Origin of the sequence: Dehalobacter sp. TeCB1 (assembly GCF_001707455.1) — a bacterium.
Taxonomy (GTDB): Bacteria; Bacillota; Desulfitobacteriia; order Desulfitobacteriales; family Syntrophobotulaceae; genus Dehalobacter; species Dehalobacter restrictus.
Window position 1 is genome coordinate 192,863 of sequence record NZ_MCHF01000056.1, and the last position, 19,796, is coordinate 212,658.

A 19,796-nucleotide genomic window follows, 5' to 3' on the forward strand; every position below is an offset into this window, starting at 1 on the left:
ATGGATTTTGCTGTCCGTTTATAGGAGTGTAAATTTCAGGAAGAATTGCTTACGAAGGAGTTCTTATGGAGTTGATCACAGGAATAATTGATTTTATCCTGCATATTGACAAGCATTTGGCGGAAATCATTCAAATCTATGGAATGTGGACCTATTTAATATTATTTTTGATTATCTTTTGTGAAACAGGTCTGGTTATCACTCCTTTTTTACCCGGGGACTCCCTCTTATTTGTAATCGGTGCTTTAGGAGCCTCTGGGGCCTTGGATATTCAGTTTGTGACGATTCTATTGATCATTGCGGCTGTAGGGGGAGATGCACTGAATTACCACATAGGCAAATTCATTGGGCACAAGGCATTTGGGATCAAAGACAGCAGATTTTTCAAGCAGAAATATTTAGAAAAAACGCACGCGTTTTATGAAAAACACGGAGGTAAAACGATTATCATAGCAAGGTTCATACCGATTATTCGTACATTTGCTCCATTTGTAGCGGGTATGGGGAGAATGAGCTACTGGAAGTTTTTCAGCTATAATGTTGTCGGCGGCATCGTTTGGGTCCTGTTATTTGTGATGGGCGGATATTTCTTTGGCAACATACCTGTTGTGAGGAACAATTTTACCCTTGTTATCCTAGCGATTATATTCATCTCATTGCTGCCGGGTGTTATCGCTTATCTGTGTCAAAGACTTATCCGATCAAATACTGGGGGTTGAAAAAGCGGGTATCCACATCCGCCAGCATAATTCCACAAATGCTAGTGAATCCATGCGCGATTTTTAACACAGTTAAGCGGGCTTGCAGCATTGCGGTTAATTAAAGTCTTTGAGAAGAAGACGAAGACACTGGAACAGTTTCCTGATAGAATTCATGGCTGGCTATTGTAGCAGGATGATCGCCATATAAATATGAAATAAATTGACTAAAAATATATGAAAAAACCTTGCATTTGCAAGGCTCTCGCTATTTTTTTATTATATTATTGCTTCTGAATTAGTGAATCCGGAAATATCTTTATTTTTATATTTGCATTATTGTTAGAACTTTATAAGGCCGATAAGAGGCAATGCTTGAAAATTAAGTTGTTACTTGACATCACTTTGAGTTATATGTATTCTTAATAAAAGAAAGGTTGATATAGTTGGAATTATATGTAACTAAAGCTACAAAAGGTCAAATTGAAGCACAGATAAGTGATGCAGTAAGTAAATTTGAAAAGGAATACATGGGCAGAGGCCCTAAAGATATCAAAACTAAAATAATCCAAAACCACATTTTGATAATTATTGGTGGGTTTTTAAGCCAATCTGAACAAAAGATCGCTAATAATAACCAAGGTATAAAACTGATTAAAGATATGAGGACAGCTTTATTTGAGAACACAAGAGATCATTTGGAAGAATTAATTAAGGAAATTGTTAATGTGCGAGTGATTAGTACCCACTCCGATGTTAGCACAAAAACTGGTGAAAAAATAATAGTTTTAACAATTGATAATAATCTCGAGGAAAGAAATTAATACAAAATAATATTTTGGTTGACCAAGCGAAGGGTAGAACATGCTTGTCGCAGTGTAGGCCAATATTTATTGATCTGAGTATTCAGGTTTTTAAGTATTGGTCTTTTTATATTTATGCTAATAAGAAAAGAACAGAAAGAGGGAGTTAAAATGGCGGATAAAATGAAAACTATGGATGGAAATACAGCAGCAGCCCACATAGCATATGCTTTCACTGATGTGGCAGGGATATATCCTATAACACCATCATCACCTATGGCGGAAAGTGTGGATGAGTGGGCAGCAAATGGTAGGAAGAATCTTTTCGGACAGCAGGTCAATGTCGTAGAAATGCAGTCTGAAGCAGGTGCAGCAGGAACGGTGCACGGTTCACTCGCTGCAGGTGCACTTACAACCACCTTTACTGCATCACAGGGACTTCTTCTTATGATTCCCAATATGTATAAAATTGCAGGTGAACTGCTGCCAGGTGTTATACATGTAACAGCACGTGCAGTAGCTGGTCATGCGCTTTCAATTTTTGGCGAACATTCTGACGTAATGGCATGCCGCCAGACTGGGTTTGCCATGCTTGCTTCTGGTAACGTCCAGGAAGTAATGGATCTTGCAGGAGTTGCCCATCTTGCTGCTATACGAGGAAGGGTGCCCTTCATGCACTTTTTCGATGGGTTCAGGACTTCCCATGAAGTACAGAAAATAGAAGTGCTGGATTACGATGATCTTGCAGGACTCCTTGATTATGATGCAGTCAAGAGATTCAGAGACAATGCACTTAATCCTGAACATCCAGTATTAAGAGGAACTGCACAAAACCCGGATATCTTCTTCCAGGCGAAAGAGGCTTCAAACAGATTCTATGAAGCTGTACCTGGAATCGTAGAGAAATACATGGAAGACATTTCAAAGCTTACAGGCAGGTCGTATAACCTCTTCAACTACCACGGTGTGCCTGATGCTGAAAAAGTAATTATTGCAATGGGTTCAGTCTGTGATACCGTTGAAGAAGTTGTTGACTATCTCAATGCAACAGGCGAAAAAGTCGGTGTCGTTAAAGTACATCTTTACAGACCGTTCTCTGCTAAGCATTTTCTGCAGGCAGTCCCTGTAACTGCAAAAAAAATCGCAGTGCTTGACAGAACGAAGGAACCTGGTGCATTAGGCGAACCACTTTACCAAGATGTATGTACCTGTTATTTTGAAACCAATCAATCTCCAGTAATTGTTGGCGGACGCTATGGCTTGGGTTCGAAAGATACAACACCTGCACAGATAATAGCTGTATACCAAAATCTTGACGAGGCTTCACCAAAGAATCACTTTACAATTGGTATAACAGATGATGTGACAAACCTGTCACTTGATGTTACATCAAACGTGGATACAACCCCTGAAGGAACCATAAGCTGTAAGTTTTGGGGTCTTGGCTCTGATGGTACTGTTGGAGCAAACAAAAACTCGATTAAAATCATTGGCGACCACACAGATAAGTATGCTCAGGCATACTTCGCATATGATTCAAAGAAATCCGGCGGTGTAACCATGTCCCACTTAAGGTTTGGCAATAAGCCTATCCGTTCGACATATTTAATTAAAAAGGCTGACTTTGTAGCCTGCCATAATTCATCATATGTTGACAAATATGACATGGTATCAGAAATTAAGGATAATGGAACATTCCTGCTTAATTGCGGATGGTCTGCTGAAGAACTTGACAACAAATTACCTGCTGCTATGAAGAATTATCTTGCACAACACAATATAAAACTGTATACCATTGATGGTGTCAAAATTGGCAAGGAGATCGGTATCGGCAACAGGATAAACATGATAATGCAAGCTGCCTTCTTCAAACTTGCCAATATCATTCCTATTGATGAAGCGGTTAAATACATGAAGGAAGCTATTGAAGACTCATATGGCAAGAAGGGTGGCAAGGTTGTGGCCATTAACAATCTGGCTGTAGACAAAGGCATTGGCTCAGTTGTCAAGATAGCTATCCCGGATTCATGGGCTACTGCCGTTGAAACAAACAAAGAAGTTAAGACCGTTCCATATTTTATTAATCAAATCATGGAGCCTATGAACAGACAGGAAGGCGACAAGCTCCCAGTAAGCGCATTTATCGGTCGCGAGGATGGAACCTTCCCCCAGGGGACAACAAAATACGAAAAAAGAGGTATTGCTGTTGACGTTCCTGAGTGGATGGCTGATAAATGTATACAATGCAATCAGTGTTCATATGTTTGTCCTCACGCTTCAATCAGACCTTTCCTTCTAAACGAGGAAGAAGTAAAAAAATCTCCTGAAACCTTTGTAAGCAAAAAAGCCATCGGCAAAGGCTTGGAAAATTATAACTTCAGGATACAGGTTTCGCCTTTGGATTGTGCTGGCTGCGGCAATTGTGCTCAAGTCTGTCCAGCAAAAGAAAAGGCTCTGATTATGAGACCTATTGAAACACAGATGTTTGAAACTGCGAACTGGGACTATGCAACAGCTCTTTCTTTTAAGGAAAATCCTACAATCTCGGGAACAGTCAAAGGCAGCCAGTTTGAACAGCCTCTTTTTGAGTTCTCAGGCGCATGCGCAGGCTGTGGTGAGACTCCTTACATTAAGCTGATTACACAGCTGTTTGGAGACAGAATGATGATCTCAAATGCAACTGGTTGTACCTCGATTTATGGAGGAAGTGCTCCGTCAACGCCATATTGCAAGAACAAGGATGGTAAAGGTCCATCATGGGCAAATTCTCTTTTTGAAGATAATGCAGAATATGGTCTTGGGATGTACCTTGGTGTCAAACAACAGCGCAATAAGGTAAGAGATCTTTGTAAAGAGGCTTTGAGCAAGGAACTACCTGAAAATCTCAAGATTTCATTGCAGAATTGGATCGATTCGATGAACATGGCTGACGCTTCAAAGAAAGCAAGCGCGGAACTTGTCACAGTAATTAAAAACTGCAGCAGCAAGAAGGAGACCAAAGAGATCCTTGATAAGATTCTCGAAAGAAAAGATCACTTGATCAAGAAATCCCAGTGGATCTTCGGAGGTGATGGGTGGGCATACGATATTGGTTTCGGTGGACTTGACCATGTTCTTGCTTCTGGTGAAGATATTAATGTCCTTGTTCTTGATACTGAGGTTTACTCAAATACAGGCGGACAGGCTTCAAAATCAACCCCTACCGGTGCTGTAGCACAGTTTGCGGCGTCAGGCAAGGTCCTCAAGAAAAAGGATCTCGGCATGATTGCTATGACATATGGCTATGTCTATGTTGCACAGGTTGCAATGGGAGCAAACCAGAGTCAGCTCATGAAAGCGATTCTCGAAGCCGAAAGTTATCCGGGTCCCTCGCTGGTAATCGCATATGCTCCTTGCATTAATCATGGATTAAAGCTTGGAATGGGTTACACACAGCTTGAAGAAAAGAATGCGGTGGAAGCTGGATATTGGCACCTTTACAGATACAATCCTATTTTTAAGTCCGAAGGCAAGAACCCTTTCATACTTGACTCAAAGGAGCCTACTGCCTCATATAGAGACTTTATAATGGGGGAGGTCAGGTATTCATCACTGACAAGAACATTCCCGGACAGAGCTGAAGAATTGTTTGAGGCAGCGGAACAAGATGCGAAAGAAAGGTACGAAACCTATAAAAGGCTTGCAAACCAAAATTTTGCATAAGAGGTGCACAATGGGCAGCGATAAAATGAATAAGGCTAAGATTGAATCTCGTATAAGTGATATCATCAGTAAATTTGAGAAAGATTACATGGGACGAGGATCTAAGGATATAAAAACAAAAATAATCCAAAACCATATTCTGATTTTTATTGATGGATTTCTTAGTAAATCAGAACAGCAGCTTGCTTATGATATTAAGGGAATCAGCTTAATTAAGGAAACTGGCACTGAGTTGTTTGAGAAAACAAGAGAGGATCTCGAGGCGCTTATCAAAGGGATAGTGGATATTAATATTGTAAGCACTCATTCTGACGTTAGTACAAAAACAGGCGAAAAAGTAATTGTGCTGACGGTTGATTGCGACCTTGAGTCCAGATTAATTTAATATTTGGTTGACCAAGCAAAGGGTAGATAATACTTGTTGTAGTGTAGGCCAATATTTTCTGACTTGATTATTCAGGTTGGTGAGTATTGGCCTTTTTAGGAAAATATTTATTGCTAAGGAGGAATTATTTTGATTAACGCAAAGGAACCCAAAGTTGCAGTCATAATGGGAAGTGATTCTGATTTTCCGGTTTTACAAGTGTGTATAAATCTTCTTAAGGAATTTGGTATTAAAACTGAGGTTTCAGTTATGTCAGCACATAGGACACCTGATAGGGCTAGTGAGTTTGCTAAAAGTGCTGATAAAAATGAATTTAGTGTAATAATTGCAGCGGCAGGGAAAGCCGCCCACCTGCCTGGAGTCATAGCAGCATACACTAACCTGCCTGTTATTGGGATACCGATTAAATCTTCTACACTTGATGGATTGGATGCACTCTTATCAATCGTACAGATGCCTTCAGGTATTCCCGTTGCCACTGTTGCAATAGATGGAGCTGAAAATGCTGCCATACTGGCCGCTCAAATTCTAGCTGTGGGACATAATGGTATCAAGGAAAAACTTATGGAATACAAAAAACAGTTGGCAATAAAGGTTGAGGAAAAAGACAAAGCATTGAAAGAAAAGCTTGCAGAAGCAGAATAAGGAGGTAGTGAGATAACAATGATACATGAAGATTTGGTTTTAGATCTTCCCCTACTAATTAAAGGTAAGGTTCGTGATGTGTATGATTTGAAGGATAAGCTACTGATTGTTGTAACTGACAGAATATCAGCATTTGATGTAGTATTTCCAAACAAAATACCGAATAAAGGAATGGTTCTGAACAAGATTTCCGAATTTTGGTTTAACTATACAGAAGAAATTGTTAAAAATCATATGATAACTACAGACGTTAATGAATATCCTGAGCCGCTTTCGCAGTATAGAGAATACTTGCAGCACAGATCCATGCTTGTAAAGAAGGTTGACATGGTAAAAGCAGAATGTATAGTGCGAGGGTATCTCACAGGTTCAGCTCTGAAGGAGTATGAAAAGACTAGGAGCATTTGTGGGATAAAACTTCCTGAAGGACTGATGGAAAGTTCAAAACTTCCTGAGCCGATATTTACACCTACTACGAAAGCGCATCAAGGGCACGATGAGAATATAACGACAGGTGAGTTGGAAAATTTGATTGGCAAGGAATTAACACAGGAAATAATGGAAAAGAGTTTATCACTCTATGCAAGAGCAAGCAAATATGCTGAGAGTAGGGGGTTGATACTAGCAGATTCCAAGTTTGAGTTTGGTCTTCTGGAGGGAAAACTGATACTGGCAGATGAACTGTTCACTCCTGATTCATCAAGATTCTGGCTTTTAGATGAATATGAAATTGGAAAGTCCCAGAAAAGCTTCGACAAGCAGTTCGTACGTGACTATCTTGAAAATATAGGATGGAACAAAACACCTCCTGCACCAAACCTGCCAAATGATGTTATAAGTCAGACTGAAAGAAAGTATTTAGAGGCATATGAAATAATTACAGGTATTAAGCTGGTGTGATTATTAGCATAAACTGTCATGAGGCAGGGGGATAATATGAAAAAATTATTAACAGGGAATGAAGCGGTGGCACGTGGTGCTCTTGAAGCAGGAGTTGCCTATGCCGCTGCATATCCAGGTACTCCCAGTACGGAGATCCTGGAGAATATTGCGGAATATAAAAATGAAATCATCGCTGAATGGGCACCCAACGAGAAGGTTGCCCTGGAATGCGCTTTCGGCGCATCATTTGCAGGAGCAAGGGCCTTGGCTTCGATGAAGATGGTTGGTGTCAATGTTGCGGCAGACCCGCTTTTCAGCCTTGCATATTCAGGAATAAACGGCGGTTTGGTGCTTATTTCGGCAGATGATCCGGGACTTCATTCTTCTCAGAATGAACAGGACAATCGTTATTATGCTAAGAGCGCAAAGATTGTCATGCTGGAGCCTAGCGACAGTCAGGAATCGAAGGACATGATTCTCGCCGCAATGGAAATCAGTGAGCTATTCGATACCTGCGTTCTTTTTAGAATGACTACAAGAATTTGTCACAGCAAGAGCCTTGTAGAATACAATGAAAAGACTGTTGAACAGAAGAAGAAACCGTATGTAAAGAATCTGGAAAAGTACAATCTGGTACCTGCTAATTCCAGAAAGCTTCATGTGGTTCTTGAAGAAAAGCTTAGAAAGCTAGAAAAATATTCAAATACTACTCCGCTGAACTATATCGAATGGAATGATAAGAAAATCGGAGTTATTTCATCAGGTATTTCCTACCAATATGCAAAGGAAGTCTTCGAAGATAAGGTTTCCTATTTGAAACTAGGCTTCACATATCCGATGCCGATGGAAAAGATCAAAGCTTTTGCAAAGGAAGTCGGAACAATTTATGTTATCGAAGAACTGGAGCCGTTTATAGAAGAACAGTTAAAGGCTGTAGGCATTAAATGTATAGGCAAGGAAAAGCTGCCTGTAATCGGTGAGCTGTCCACCGATATTATAGCAAAGGCATTTTTAAATGAAGAGCGCGATCTGATAAATTACGATTCAAATGTACTTGTATCAAGGCCTCCGATTCTTTGTGCAGGATGTCCGCACCGCGGATTCTTCTATGAGTTGTCCAAGAGAAAGGATGTCATCGTTACTGGTGATATCGGCTGTTATTCGCTGGGCGGATCCGAACCTATGAATGCAATGGAATCAATCCTGTGCATGGGTGGAAGTATAAGCATGGGCCACGGCGTACAGAAAGTTTTGGACAAATTTGGGAATAACATACACACTATATCTACTATCGGTGACTCAACGTTTTTTCACAGCGGTATGACCAGCTTGCTGACTGTTGTATATAACAAAAGCCGTCATATCACATGCATACTTGACAACCGTATCACAGGTATGACAGGGCATCAGGAAAACCCGGGAACAGGCTATTCCCTGCAGGGTGAACCGGCAAAAATAATTGAAATTGAGCCACTGGTAAGGGCGCTGGGCATTGAATACGTTAAGACCGTTAATCCGAACAACCTTCAGGAAATAAGGGAAGCTTTGGAATGGGCAATTGCTCTGGACGAGCCTTCAGTAATCATTACAAGATGGCCGTGTGTACTTAAAAAGATTAATGAAGCAGACAAACAGGAATTCGGAGAATTTATGCACAAATACAGGATAGACCAGGAAAAATGCACCGGGTGTAAGATGTGCTTGAATACGGTATGTCCTTCATTAAGATATAACAAAGAAGCTAAGAAAGTTGCAATAGATGATACACAGTGCGTAGGCTGTGCTGTCTGTAAGCAGGTCTGCAAAGTCAATGCCATTGAAAAGGTAGGTGAAAAGGCATGAGTTCTAATGTAAAGAATATACTGCTAGTTGGCGTAGGAGGACAGGGAACCATCCTTGTAAGTAAAATTATGACAACAGGACTGATAGAGGCAGGTTACGATGTAAAAATGTCAGAAGTGCATGGTATGGCACAAAGGGGCGGAAGTGTAAGCACCCAAGTAAGGTTCGGCAAAAAGGTTTATTCACCGGTTATAGGACTAGGACAGGCCGACATACTGGTCTCCTTTGAGACAATGGAAGCTCTTCGCTGGCTGCAGTTTCTCAATCCCGACGGAATAGTTGTAGTAAACGACCATCAGATACCTTCTACACCTATCTTAATTGGTAATAAAGATTATCCCCAGGGTATTCTGGAGATTATTAAGAGTAAGGTGCAGAGCACAGCGATCAAAGCTGGCGAAATCGCAAAGAATCTGGGCAATGCACGCTGTATGAACATGGTACTTTTCGGAGCACTTGTAAGGGGCATGAAGCTTACAGATATAGATTGGGAAAAAGCAATCCGTGAAAATGTTAAACCTAATACGGTTAATATCAACTTGAAGGCGTTTAAAGCGGGTATGGATTCAGTAGCAGGGTAATAAGGTGTTTGATTTTAGGCATGGCAGGTACAGCAGTTTTAGACTGTACAGCAATCAGCTTTGTACCTGCTTGTTTTATTTCAAGAAAAATAAAGCATAACAATGATTACAGTTGTGTCTTTAGGGTGTTCTAAATTGAGATCCCCTTGTGCGATGTATAACATTTTGGAAAATGAACACGTGGAAGGAACGTATAACGTGAGTGGTGTTGATGAGATTCAAAACATTGAAGATTGTCATTTTCATTTGTATGGAAAGCTTGAGTCTAAACCTTTAAAGAAAATTGGACATATCACGGCACTTGATGATTTGGTTGGAAAAGCGAATATAAAAGCAAGTGTGCAATAAGCAAAATTAAAATAGGTTACGAGGAGCATTAAAATGAAAAGATTTCCAACTAGCATGGCAACACAGCACCCTGACAACGCTGATAAATATATAACAATACAACAAGAACCAGAAGAGGCTATTCATAGTTTAACGTGCCAAGAGAATGGTGGATTAGGGATTGAAGAAATCATGATAGATTTTGAAGGTAAACTTACCCCGTATCATCAGACATCTCAAATCGCTTTAGGACTTATCAATAAAGGAATCATTCCGGGAAAAGATGTTTTCATTACTCCAAGGATACCAAATGACAAGAAAGAATCAATTTTTAGACAGCTTATGAGCATTATGTCACTTGTAGAAACCAATATTCTGGCCTATAAACAAACTTCCCTGCAAGCTATTTCGGAGACTGTTGTGCCCATGATCGAAACAGGACATGAAATAATCTTGTTGCAAGAAAGGATTAACTCGGTCATTGAAGTTGGTAATAAGAATTATAATATTCAATTCCCAATAAACAGCATTAGAATTATTCCCCTTATAGAAAGCGTCCCAGCGCTTGTAAATGTGGATGTGCTTTTGGATGAGTACTGTAAAGATTCATTAAGTAAGGGCTATTCATTCGAAACTATTAGAATCATGTTCGCACGTTCAGATTCGGCTATGTCATATGGAATGATTTCATCAGTCTTAGCTGTGATTATTGCCATTGATAAATCGCTTAAGTGGGGAGAATTGAATCACGTTGAGGTTGCTCCGATTTTAGGATGTGGAGCATTGCCTTTTAGGGGGCATTTTACTGAGGAAACCATAAATTCCATATATGAGACGTATGCAGGAATAAGAACATTTACAATCCAGTCAGGCTTAAGGTATGATCATGGCGAGTCAAAAACAAAAGAGGTGGTCAATAGTCTAAAAGGAAATATTGGAATGCAGGTTAAAAGAGCACTCACTTTTGAAGACACAGATTTAATGAAAGAATTCATCGGTATATTCACTAAAAATTATATGACAACATTCTTGAAGATCATAAATACAGTTGAAACAATTTCAAAATATATTCCGAAGAATCGCGATAGATTGTCAAGTACAAAAACTGGATTAGAATATATCAGAGAAATAGCAAATATGGTGGAATTATCAAATCTTGTAAAAGACAAGAAACTGAAAGAAGAACTTATTGGGATTAATACTGACATACAGTGTGCTGTGCCAAGAGCAATATCTTTCACATCTACCATGTATACATTAGGTGCACCACCTGAATTCATAGGCGTAGGAAGAGGTTTAAAAGAAGTAGAAGAAAAATACGGCAGTGAAGGTATTGAAAAATTATTATGTTACTATCCTCAATTAAAAAAGGATTTAATGTTTGCATCTAAATATATCAATGTAAAAATCTCGAAAGGAATAATTGAAGAAACGGCACGATTGGAATATCAGGAGGATTTTGATTTAGCTTGCAAAATTTTAAATATACAAAAGGAAGATGCCGAAATCAATGAAGATGAATTTTATCATACCCTTTTAAAATCAATTAGGCCAATAATCTTACATTTGATTGGAAAACAAAAGGATCTCATTGATGATGGAGATGAAGAAAAGAAAATTTTTAATGAGTGGGTTATAAAAATGGGTAAAATTAGAGGAAGCCTTGGGTAACTTAATCGCTAAAAGGTTAAATTTTGTTCCTAATTTGTGATGAAATTTGAAATCAAGAATGTAGGAGGAAATATATTATGAACTGTTATAAAAAAGAAAATGCCTAAGAGCCGATGGTTGGCGTTATTATGGGAAGTGAGTCAGATTAGAAAATTATGAAAATGGCTACATTTATCATGGAACAATATGAGATTTCTTATGGAATAAAAGTTATATCCGCTCATAGAACACCTGAAAGAATGTTCGAATATGCAAAGAATGCTCAAAGTAGAAATATTGAAGTCATAATTGTGGGTGCTGGTGGTTGCTTTTTCCTTCTGTTTTTCTAACATTTCTTGTGGCATATCAATTTTATACAAATCGCTTGGATTCCACTCTTCGCCAGTAACAAACATATTGTAAATAGCAGTGAGTATCATCATTGCGATAGCGATAACTGCTCTTTTTTTGCCTCTTCTTTTATAAATGCGTTCGTACTTGATTTTGTAGTAAGGAGCTTTATCCGATTTCACGGCTGTATGGGTAACTTGTACCAATGCAGGTTTGAGGTAAACACCGGCACGTGTAATTCGGACAGATTTCTCCTTACCGGCAGATTCATTGTTGCCAGGCGTTAGGCCCGCCCAGCAGCATAAACGCTTAGAGCTGGCAAATTGAGACATATCAGTACCAATCTCGGAGATGATGGTGATAGCAGAAGTTTTGTCAACTCCGGGAATGGTACAAAGCAGCGTAACGGCACTTTCATAAGGAGCAATCATCCGGTCAAGCTTTTCATCCAGCTCTGCAATGGAACGTTGGACGAAATCCAGATGAGAACGAACCATTACGATACGCTCCTTTTGTTCCTTGGTTATCTGATATCCTTCGATGGATTCAATCACGGTATCTACTTTTTTCTTCAAGGATTTGTGAAGAAGGGACGAACAATGTACCGGGTCAAAGGAATCAGAAGAAACCAAATAGTCCGTGATGGAAGAGGCAGATTTGCCAAACATGTCGGAGACGACAGCATCAAGGGCTACATTACAAACAGTGAAGGTATTTTGGAAACGGTTCTTTTCACTACTTTTACTGGAAACAAGTTTAAAGCGGTAGCGGGTGTATTCCCGAAGAATACGAATCGGTTTATAGGGGATCAAGTAATGATTGTGGCGACGAGAAAAGTCTTATGCACATCGACACCACAACAGATAGGGTAAACAACTCTCATGACATAACCTCCTTTCAATAGTTGAGGAGGAAGACATTGACTGAATCATCACACATTTAACGAGTATCTAAAACAATGATTAGCTTGCGGTCTTATAGAACTACTTATTTGTGCTTGAAAGATGATTCTTACACTGGTTTAAATACTGATTTAAGCTGAGAAGAGCAGTCTACGACTCACCTCATCGTGCTTTGTAGTGTGTCTTCGCTCCAAAGCTAATCATAACAAAGCGGGTGAAAGCCGCGCACCCTTTTTCATTACTATTTGTGCCGCCAGCGGTGCGGCGGAATGGAGGTTTAAATGAAAGTTGGGATTTGGATGAATCAAAATTTTTCGATGCAAAATAACAAATATAAAACCCTAAAGAGATGGGGGTATGTACTTCTTGGAATCATCATAATGATGTGTCTTGGAACTGTTTATTCTTATAGTGTATTTAGACTTCCAATTGAAAAACTCTTCAATGTAGGTGCAACACAAAGTGGAATGCCATATATGATATCACTGGCTTTTTATGCATTCTTCATGTTTTTAACGGGTAAGTATTTAGATAAATTTAATTTGAGATATATTATTATTATAGGTGGGCTTCTGGTGTCACTTGGGTGGATTTTATCAGCATATGCGCCCAATATTTTTGTTTTGACAATCACATATGGATTAATAAGCGGTGCAGGTGTGGGTATTGTATATGGCGTACCAATGACAGTTGTAGCAAGATGGTTCCCAGAAAAAAAAGGTTTGGCTGTTGGTATGGTTTTAATAGGATTTGGCTTGTCGCCATTAATAACAGCGCCACTCGCTAGAATTTTTGTTGAGCAATACGGGATTATGAATACATTTCAAATTCTGGGAATATGCTTTGGGGTCATAATACCGATACTTTCATTACCATTTAAATATCCTTCTGATTCGGAATTGTTAAATTTAAAGTCAGCTAACCATGTTAAAAATAGTTTCAATGACTTGAATACTTCAAACATGATAAAGACTAAAAGTTTTAATGGATTGTACATCAATTTTATAATTGGTACAACGATTGGTCTCATGCTAATTGGGTTGACGAGCAGTGTTGGGATTGAATTAATCGGATTATCACCAAGCAATGTTGCTTTATTAATGGGATTATTTGCCATATTTAATGGGATTGGCAGACCTACTTTTGGGTGGCTTACTGATAAACTCTCTTCGAAAAATGCGATGTATCTGTCTTATGGATTGATTATTTCCTCCGCTGTTTTGATTTTGTTTGCCAATGAAGGTGATGTAACACTATACTCTATTTCATTTTCGATATTTTGGTTTAATTTGGGAGGTTGGTTAGCGATTGCCCCTACCTCAACACTAGCACTCTATGGCACAAAACATTATAGCCAAAACTATGGTGTTGTTTTTACAGCTTATGGAATTGGGGCGATTACTGGAGTCGTGACCTCAGGTATATTACTAGATGTGCTCCAAAATTATCAGTATGTATTTTACTATGTTATTGCATTGTGTTTGATAGGTATCCTAATAACTTCAAAACTAATAAAGGAAAAGTGAATTAGGGATTGCTTAACAGACCTCTGCCTATTCAATAAGCTAATCTGATCAGCCTAAAATACGTTTCCATAAAATTGAGTATAAGAATCCGGAGCCTACGCTCCAGGTTCATAACCAGCAACTGCATGGCGATAACAGTCTCACTGGTTTCCTTGAGACGCGCCATGATACGTCCGAGTCCATAAAACCGCTTTCCTTCTCCGAATTTTCCTTCAACAGCGTTTCGTATCCCGGCATCCAGCCGTTCTTGTTTCTTTTGTTCTCTTAATAGTTCCTGATCTTTGGCTGGTCTTCCCAACGGGGGACCGCTCAATCGAATGCCCAGATTCTTGCAGTAATTGAGGTTATCTCTGTTCCGGTAGATCTTGTCTGCCATCACGGCTTCAGGATAAAGCCCATACCTTTGGTAGTAGTTTTCAACCGATTACATCAGTGTGTTGCTTTCATTGAAAGCGTCAAAGCTCAAACTCTCCATATAACTGAATCCGCCCACAACACTGATGGCAAGCTTAACTCCAAATTCTACATCTGCGTTTGTTTTGCCACGTACGATGGGTCTGATAAACGGCATATGCAGGCTGAGGATGCGATCTTCTACCGAACGCTTACCCTGCTTATACATTTCAAGTTGTTGCCGGTAGATTTCTTGACTGACGAGCAGATTGCGGTATTGGCGTTTACTTAAGAGAGTCAACGAACTTTTTTCAGCAAGAGCCATAATGTTTTTTAGATTCCGGCGGATATATCGTAATTGCCCTCCGATTCCTTTGCGGATCATCTTGGCTGTCTTATGTTTCTTTTTAACGATGTTCAGATAGCTTTTGCGTGCATTATGACGGTAGCTTCTGGGTTTCTTGAGGATTCCGGTATGCGGTGCATGCAGCACATCAATGATTTCTTCCAAAGTCTTCCGGGTTGTGTTCAGAAGCCAGGGATCTGTGGGATAGTGAATATCCGAAGGGGTGCAGGTCACATCCAGAATCAACTTGCCTGAATTCTTGGTTTCCGCTGAAGGATCTTCTTTCATTTCCTCTTCTTGCCCAGCAACATCAGAGTCTTCACTATCAGAAGGAGGTGTGTCGTCCGGAACGTCGCGATCCTCTGGTTCTTCAGTATCTTCGGCTTGTCTGGTAATTAGCTCATTGACTTCGTTGATAATATCCTTACCCAACCATTTCCTGAAATGCGTTATGAGCGAGTGGTTAAACGGCGGTTTATCTACAAATGCGTTCAGACCAATGAAATATTGCATGTACGGATTTTCTGTGATATCTTCGACCGTATCGCGGTCAGATAATGTTTTCATGTTCTGAATGATTAGAGATCCGAGTGCCAAACGCACCGAATAGGCTTTTTGTCCACGGCTGACAGGAAAACTTCGGGCATATTTCTTCTCGATTTCGGCCCAAGGGGATCATTTGGGCGAGTTGACACCCATTTATTATCCGAATTCAATTTTCCGCCAAAAGGGAGAAAGAATTCGTGCGGAAATGTAATTTGTTATTCGGTAGGTTTGTACATGAAAACACGCTCCCAAGTGCAAGGTTTTTTAACAAAATGTTTATGTTTACATGTACTATTTTACCACAATAGACCATTAATTACCAGATCCCATGCGGGTTTAGCTGATTTTCAGCAGCCCCGAATTACACAATGCCTGGGATCGACCACATCAGTCACTGGATTGTATCGCTCGTAGTAGCATCTATTATGATCAGGAAGGTGTTCAAAGGAAAGCAATATAAACAACGTTGACTCTGTGTTCTTGACCCCAGCAGAGCAACAGATTTTGAGGAAAGGAGAATTTATCTTAACTTTTCCAAAATCGTGTCTTGACTGACAAGCGGGGGCAACAATTTGAGGTTATTTACAAAAATTACATAAACTTTTTATTGTTTTTATAAAGATGTATTAAAATACTTTTTGCATGTCAAACATATACAAAGATGTAATAAAATAGTAAAATAAGCGTAATTGAAGCGAAAAATGTATTAAAAGTAAAATTGACAAAAGTGTTTTTTTATAACGATAGGCCTTAAAAACCTCTCATATTCAAAGCGACTAAACAAAAAGGAATGGAGCATATAGAATTCTAGGGAGATAATATAAATGGTAAAAAGAATACTAATACTAATCACACCAAAAATACTACTCAAAATGAATGAAAATGGGCAGATGCTCTTGGATCAGCAGAAGTTGAACGAGGCCATCTGTTTTTTTATGTTCGACAAAATACTAGTAAATATAACAGGAAGTTATAAAAACTGAAGAATTGAAAGGCGGTGGTAACGGGTTTTATTTAGCAGGGATGCGATGAAAGTAAAAGTGTGAAAATTAACACAAGCTCTTTGACTTGATAACTCCTGTGCAAATTTAACGTATCTAATATTAAGCAGGTGCCGCCGTGTAGGTTGGAATTGATATTGAAATGAGACAAGCTCGATGCAATATCAAGCCGTTTACTGCCCCGGCCATTCTACATAAGACAAAACCCATAAGTAGATACGGGTTTTGTCACCAAGTTAAAAGACAACACAAGCAAAGAGGCTATAATAATTCAACGGGGTGCGAGCTGCTTGAAATAAAAGATTTTACAGCCGAGTTTACGTTTTCATGTAAACTTGGCTATTTTCATTTTTATGCGCGTTCGCACAATCCTTTTAAACCCTGCTTTTCCTTTTGCGCCCTGAAAACAGACAACTTAGTTATTGAGAGCGTAAGGTGCCGTTCTCCGCCCTCTGTTTTGGTTTCTACAAAAATCAAAACGGAGGTTTCTATATGATGAGGATCAATTTACGGGATTACTACCCTGTTGATATACAAGATTGTTTTGTTGAAGTGACACCAGCGGTTGCAGATTTGCTCAAACAGTTTAGCCGAAAAGACCATGCGGATTTTGAACGTACGCGTATAAACAAGGCATACTATTCTCTTGACGCAGCCGACGGTATTGAAAAGCATGTTGTATTACTGGTTTTATCACCGGAGGAAATCTATGAAAGAAAACTCAGCAATCAAGAGTTGTATGCCGCTATAAGCAGTTTGCCGGAAAAGCAGGCAAAGCGCCTCTATGCTTATTTCTTTCTGGATATGAGTAATGCACAAATCGCAAGGATCGAAGGAGTTAGTAAAAGTCGTGTATCACGTTCGATCAATCAGGCACTGAAGAATATAGAAAAATTTTTAAAAAAAATTTATAGTGGGGCAACAAACGGTTAAAAAATCTGCTGATTAATAGAGGGATATACTCTACCCCCTCGACTGATCCTTGACAATTGAATAAGTGTTTTATCGGGTACTTTCCCCGTATGTCCTGTAAAGGGAAGCCAGATTGCAGGTACGCCATGATCACCTGTCCGGGATTGCGCCGGATTACAGCCCAAGGATCAATGCCATTTATGGATTGGATGAAGGTAAGGTGGAAGCGATCTATACCCTTGCAATAAATAAATGCTGGTTGCATTTAAGGCGAAGACGCATATGGAGGGATCATGATACTTGCGTGCAGTCGAGGTTAAGTCCCAGAGTGCGCCCCGGTCGCTGACGGGGAGGTGGAATTCCTATGAGACGGTCAACCGCCGTCTGCCGGATAAAATTAATAACTTATGATAACCAAAACAGAATGCGGCTTAGGGTATGCTTGCTTAGAAGTAAATGCATTTCTAAATTACGGCATACCTTAACTGTCGCATCTCGTTACCTTATTGAGATAAGACAATTCCAAGTCTCAGCATTCCATATAAAAACAACTAGGAGCAAACAGGCGCGGTTTTTGTCTGTCAATGTTTTAATGAAAGGAGACAGTAGTATGGCTGTAAAACAACAGGCTGTAAAAGCTATTGAACCTCTGCCTATGCTGAAAACAGTAGAGCAAATGAGCCGTATTTCCGGCATAGGCGAAAACAAGCTACGGGAACTGATGGACAAAGGTGAAATTGAATATATACAGAACGGAAACCGCCGTTTGCTGGCTGATACAGCCATATGGGACTGGTATGAAAGGAATAAAATTTCAGCGGGTATAAGCAAGAAAGGAGGTAAAGAGAAATATGTCGGTAACACCAAGGCAGGTAAAAAATAAACGGAATCAAGATGGTGTCAGCACGTCCCGCACAGGAACGGTTTATGATGTTTTTATCCGTTATAAAACAGAAGATGGCTATAAGACTTATGGTAAGCGCGGATTTGGGACCAAGCAGGAAGCTTTGAGCCATGAAGCTGAGATGCGAACAAAACTGACCAAACCGGGATACCAGCCTTTACAGGCTGTGAAATCCAAACAAACCGTGAAAGAGTATTTGGAGACCTGGGTGGAAAATCACGGCAAGGCAAACTTGCGCCCAAGCACATTTGCAGGATATAAAAGCCATATCAAAAACCATATTCTTCCCTTTATTGGCAATGTTTCCTTAAAACAACTTACCCCTGCCATGATAGATAACATGTTTCAAAAGCTATTTGACAAAAAATTCTCCCAAAGCACCGTCCGTTATGCGCAGCGTATTTTGAGCGTAGCATTAGAGGCAGCCCGAAAATACCACTACATAGAAACAAACCCAGCCCGCGACATTATCACCAAGTTTGGAAAACAGGGCAAGACTCCCGATCCATATACGGTTGAGCAAATGCAACGGCTTATGGGCAACTGCATAGGAACAGAATGGGAAATGATTATTGTTCTAAGCGGCATGTATGGGCTGCGTCGCAATGAAGTTTTAGGCCTGCGCTGGGACAATGTAGATTTACAAAACAAAACCTTTTCAATCTTGGAGCAATTACCTTATAAAGTTCCGCCGGGAACCATGAGTATTACAGAAATGGCACCAACCAAATCCAACGACCGGATACTCCCTATCACAGAAACGACTCTGCCATATTTCGAGCGTCAACTTGTTTTGCAACATAAGCAAAAGGAATTGGCTCAATTATCTGGGCAGGAATACTACGATAATAGCCTTGTCATTGCGAAGCCCAACGGTGCGCCTTTGCGCGCTGACCGAGTATCTAGCAATTTTGGTCAAATGTTGCGCTATCTTGAAATGCCACATATCCGCTTTCATGACTTGCGACATTCGGCAGCAACCAACATGCACCAGCTTACTGGCGACTTCTTCACCGTAGGCGAGATTTTAGGGCATACCTTAAAAGGCATAGGCATATCACTGGGTATTTCCACAAATCTTGAAGCAGTCACAGCACAGTATGTGAATGTAAGATTGGACAGAAAAATGACCGTTCTCGATGCTTATCATAATGCCCTGCATCCGCAGGAGATTGCTAAAGCAGCGTCGAAGAAGCCTAAGAAAATGAGTAAAAACATGGAGCGATAAATGTTATCATGTTGTAAAATTGTTATAAAACTGCCCCGGATAATACAGTAAAACGATATGCACATATATATAGCAATTTTGGGAAAGCCCAATAAAATCAAGGCTTTGAGGGATAAAGATACAAAAACATATAAAGAGATACGGGCGAAAAACCTGTAAAATTATCCCTCGA

16 protein-coding genes and 2 pseudogenes are annotated in these 19,796 nt (G+C 39.8%); 16 read left to right on the top strand and 2 right to left on the bottom strand.

The window, feature by feature from the left end; translation table 11 throughout:
* Positions 1-65 precede the first annotated feature (65 nt).
* The 11 genes from A7D23_RS12660 to A7D23_RS15715 all read left to right on the top strand — a co-directional run bounded on the left by A7D23_RS12660 (position 66) and on the right by A7D23_RS15715 (position 11,865).
* Positions 66-719: a DedA family protein gene (locus A7D23_RS12660; protein WP_021315505.1), complete on the top strand. Its 654-nt coding sequence runs from the start codon at positions 66-68 to the stop codon at positions 717-719.
* Positions 720-1,144: 425 nt separating this feature from the next.
* Positions 1,145-1,522 carry a DUF2294 domain-containing protein gene (locus A7D23_RS12665; RefSeq protein WP_068884089.1) on the top strand — a complete coding sequence of 126 codons (378 nt, stop codon included), beginning with the start codon at positions 1,145-1,147 and terminating at the stop codon, positions 1,520-1,522.
* A 150-nt stretch (positions 1,523-1,672) separates the two neighbouring features.
* Positions 1,673-5,203, top strand: coding sequence for a pyruvate:ferredoxin (flavodoxin) oxidoreductase (nifJ, locus tag A7D23_RS12670; protein WP_021315214.1), 3,531 nt, complete (start codon positions 1,673-1,675; stop codon positions 5,201-5,203).
* 10 nt (positions 5,204-5,213) lie between these two features.
* Positions 5,214-5,588, top strand: a complete 375-nt coding sequence (locus tag A7D23_RS12675) for a Na-translocating system protein MpsC family protein (protein WP_021315216.1) — start codon at positions 5,214-5,216, stop codon at positions 5,586-5,588.
* Positions 5,589-5,717: 129 nt separating this feature from the next.
* Positions 5,718-6,233 carry a 5-(carboxyamino)imidazole ribonucleotide mutase gene (gene purE / locus A7D23_RS12680; protein ID WP_021315213.1) on the top strand — a complete coding sequence of 172 codons (516 nt, stop codon included), beginning with the start codon at positions 5,718-5,720 and terminating at the stop codon, positions 6,231-6,233.
* A gap of 18 nt (positions 6,234-6,251) precedes the next feature.
* Positions 6,252-7,133 (top strand): phosphoribosylaminoimidazolesuccinocarboxamide synthase, encoded by an 882-nt coding sequence (locus A7D23_RS12685; protein ID WP_021315211.1) that lies wholly within the window; start codon positions 6,252-6,254, stop codon positions 7,131-7,133.
* Between the two features lie 36 nt (positions 7,134-7,169).
* Positions 7,170-8,957 carry an indolepyruvate ferredoxin oxidoreductase subunit alpha gene (gene iorA, locus A7D23_RS12690; RefSeq protein WP_021315215.1) on the top strand — a complete coding sequence of 596 codons (1,788 nt, stop codon included), beginning with the start codon at positions 7,170-7,172 and terminating at the stop codon, positions 8,955-8,957.
* Entirely contained in the window at positions 8,954-9,538 is a 585-nt protein-coding gene (locus tag A7D23_RS12695) for an indolepyruvate oxidoreductase subunit beta (protein ID WP_021315217.1), read from the top strand. Before iorA ends, A7D23_RS12695 begins: the two co-directional genes overlap by 4 nt.
* Positions 9,539-9,691: 153 nt before the next feature.
* Positions 9,692-9,886, top strand: a complete 195-nt coding sequence (locus A7D23_RS16160; protein WP_021315218.1) for a hypothetical protein — start codon at positions 9,692-9,694, stop codon at positions 9,884-9,886.
* A 33-nt stretch (positions 9,887-9,919) separates the two neighbouring features.
* Positions 9,920-11,536 (top strand): phosphoenolpyruvate carboxylase, encoded by a 1,617-nt coding sequence (ppcA, locus tag A7D23_RS12705; protein ID WP_068884097.1) that lies wholly within the window; start codon positions 9,920-9,922, stop codon positions 11,534-11,536.
* Positions 11,537-11,712: 176 nt separating this feature from the next.
* Entirely contained in the window at positions 11,713-11,865 is a 153-nt protein-coding gene (locus A7D23_RS15715) for an AIR carboxylase family protein (RefSeq protein WP_242831463.1), read from the top strand.
* A gap of 231 nt (positions 11,866-12,096) precedes the next feature.
* Here A7D23_RS15715 and A7D23_RS16640 read toward each other — a convergent pair.
* Positions 12,097-12,534: pseudogene (locus tag A7D23_RS16640) on the bottom strand (transposase); the annotation flags it as partial.
* On the opposite strand from A7D23_RS16640, the gene A7D23_RS16645 reads away from it, so the two are divergent.
* Together A7D23_RS16645 and A7D23_RS12720 are read left to right on the top strand one after the other, a co-directional pair.
* Entirely contained in the window at positions 12,466-12,738 is a 273-nt protein-coding gene (locus A7D23_RS16645) for a hypothetical protein (protein WP_021315609.1), read from the top strand. The pseudogene A7D23_RS16640 and the gene A7D23_RS16645 sit on opposite strands and share 69 nt — an antisense overlap.
* A gap of 311 nt (positions 12,739-13,049) precedes the next feature.
* Positions 13,050-14,294: an MFS transporter gene (locus A7D23_RS12720; RefSeq protein ID WP_021315611.1), complete on the top strand. Its 1,245-nt coding sequence runs from the start codon at positions 13,050-13,052 to the stop codon at positions 14,292-14,294.
* Between the two features lie 31 nt (positions 14,295-14,325).
* Here A7D23_RS12720 and A7D23_RS12725 read toward each other — a convergent pair.
* Positions 14,326-15,791: pseudogene (locus A7D23_RS12725) on the bottom strand (IS5 family transposase).
* Positions 15,792-17,072: 1,281 nt separating this feature from the next.
* Between A7D23_RS12725 and A7D23_RS12730 the strand changes: the two are divergent.
* The 3 genes from A7D23_RS12730 to A7D23_RS12740 all read left to right on the top strand — a co-directional run bounded on the left by A7D23_RS12730 (position 17,073) and on the right by A7D23_RS12740 (position 19,624).
* Positions 17,073-17,513 carry a sigma-70 family RNA polymerase sigma factor gene (locus A7D23_RS12730; RefSeq protein WP_021315610.1) on the top strand — a complete coding sequence of 147 codons (441 nt, stop codon included), beginning with the start codon at positions 17,073-17,075 and terminating at the stop codon, positions 17,511-17,513.
* Positions 17,514-18,102: 589 nt separating this feature from the next.
* Positions 18,103-18,375 (top strand): helix-turn-helix domain-containing protein, encoded by a 273-nt coding sequence (locus A7D23_RS12735; RefSeq protein ID WP_021315613.1) that lies wholly within the window; start codon positions 18,103-18,105, stop codon positions 18,373-18,375.
* Positions 18,344-19,624: a tyrosine-type recombinase/integrase gene (locus A7D23_RS12740; protein WP_021315614.1), complete on the top strand. Its 1,281-nt coding sequence runs from the start codon at positions 18,344-18,346 to the stop codon at positions 19,622-19,624. Before A7D23_RS12735 ends, A7D23_RS12740 begins: the two co-directional genes overlap by 32 nt.
* The last annotated feature ends 172 nt before the right edge of the window (positions 19,625-19,796 follow it).

Bases quoted from the DNA above. Each gene is read 5' to 3' on its own strand.
- A7D23_RS12660 (WP_021315505.1), top strand. From the start codon at position 66: ATGGAGTTGATCACAGGAATAATTGATTTTATCCTGCATATTGACAAG.
- nifJ (WP_021315214.1), top strand. From the start codon at position 1,673: ATGGCGGATAAAATGAAAACTATGGATGGAAATACAGCAGCAGCCCAC.
- A7D23_RS12675 (WP_021315216.1), top strand. From the start codon at position 5,214: ATGGGCAGCGATAAAATGAATAAGGCTAAGATTGAATCTCGTATAAGT.
- A7D23_RS12685 (WP_021315211.1), top strand. From the start codon at position 6,252: ATGATACATGAAGATTTGGTTTTAGATCTTCCCCTACTAATTAAAGGT.
- iorA (WP_021315215.1), top strand. From the start codon at position 7,170: ATGAAAAAATTATTAACAGGGAATGAAGCGGTGGCACGTGGTGCTCTT.
- A7D23_RS12695 (WP_021315217.1), top strand. From the start codon at position 8,954: ATGAGTTCTAATGTAAAGAATATACTGCTAGTTGGCGTAGGAGGACAG.
- A7D23_RS16160 (WP_021315218.1), top strand. From the start codon at position 9,692: ATGTATAACATTTTGGAAAATGAACACGTGGAAGGAACGTATAACGTG.
- ppcA (WP_068884097.1), top strand. From the start codon at position 9,920: ATGAAAAGATTTCCAACTAGCATGGCAACACAGCACCCTGACAACGCT.
- A7D23_RS15715 (WP_242831463.1), top strand. From the start codon at position 11,713: ATGGAACAATATGAGATTTCTTATGGAATAAAAGTTATATCCGCTCAT.
- A7D23_RS16645 (WP_021315609.1), top strand. From the start codon at position 12,466: ATGTACCGGGTCAAAGGAATCAGAAGAAACCAAATAGTCCGTGATGGA.
- A7D23_RS12720 (WP_021315611.1), top strand. From the start codon at position 13,050: ATGAAAGTTGGGATTTGGATGAATCAAAATTTTTCGATGCAAAATAAC.
- A7D23_RS12730 (WP_021315610.1), top strand. From the start codon at position 17,073: ATGATGAGGATCAATTTACGGGATTACTACCCTGTTGATATACAAGAT.
- A7D23_RS12735 (WP_021315613.1), top strand. From the start codon at position 18,103: ATGGCTGTAAAACAACAGGCTGTAAAAGCTATTGAACCTCTGCCTATG.
- A7D23_RS12740 (WP_021315614.1), top strand. From the start codon at position 18,344: ATGTCGGTAACACCAAGGCAGGTAAAAAATAAACGGAATCAAGATGGT.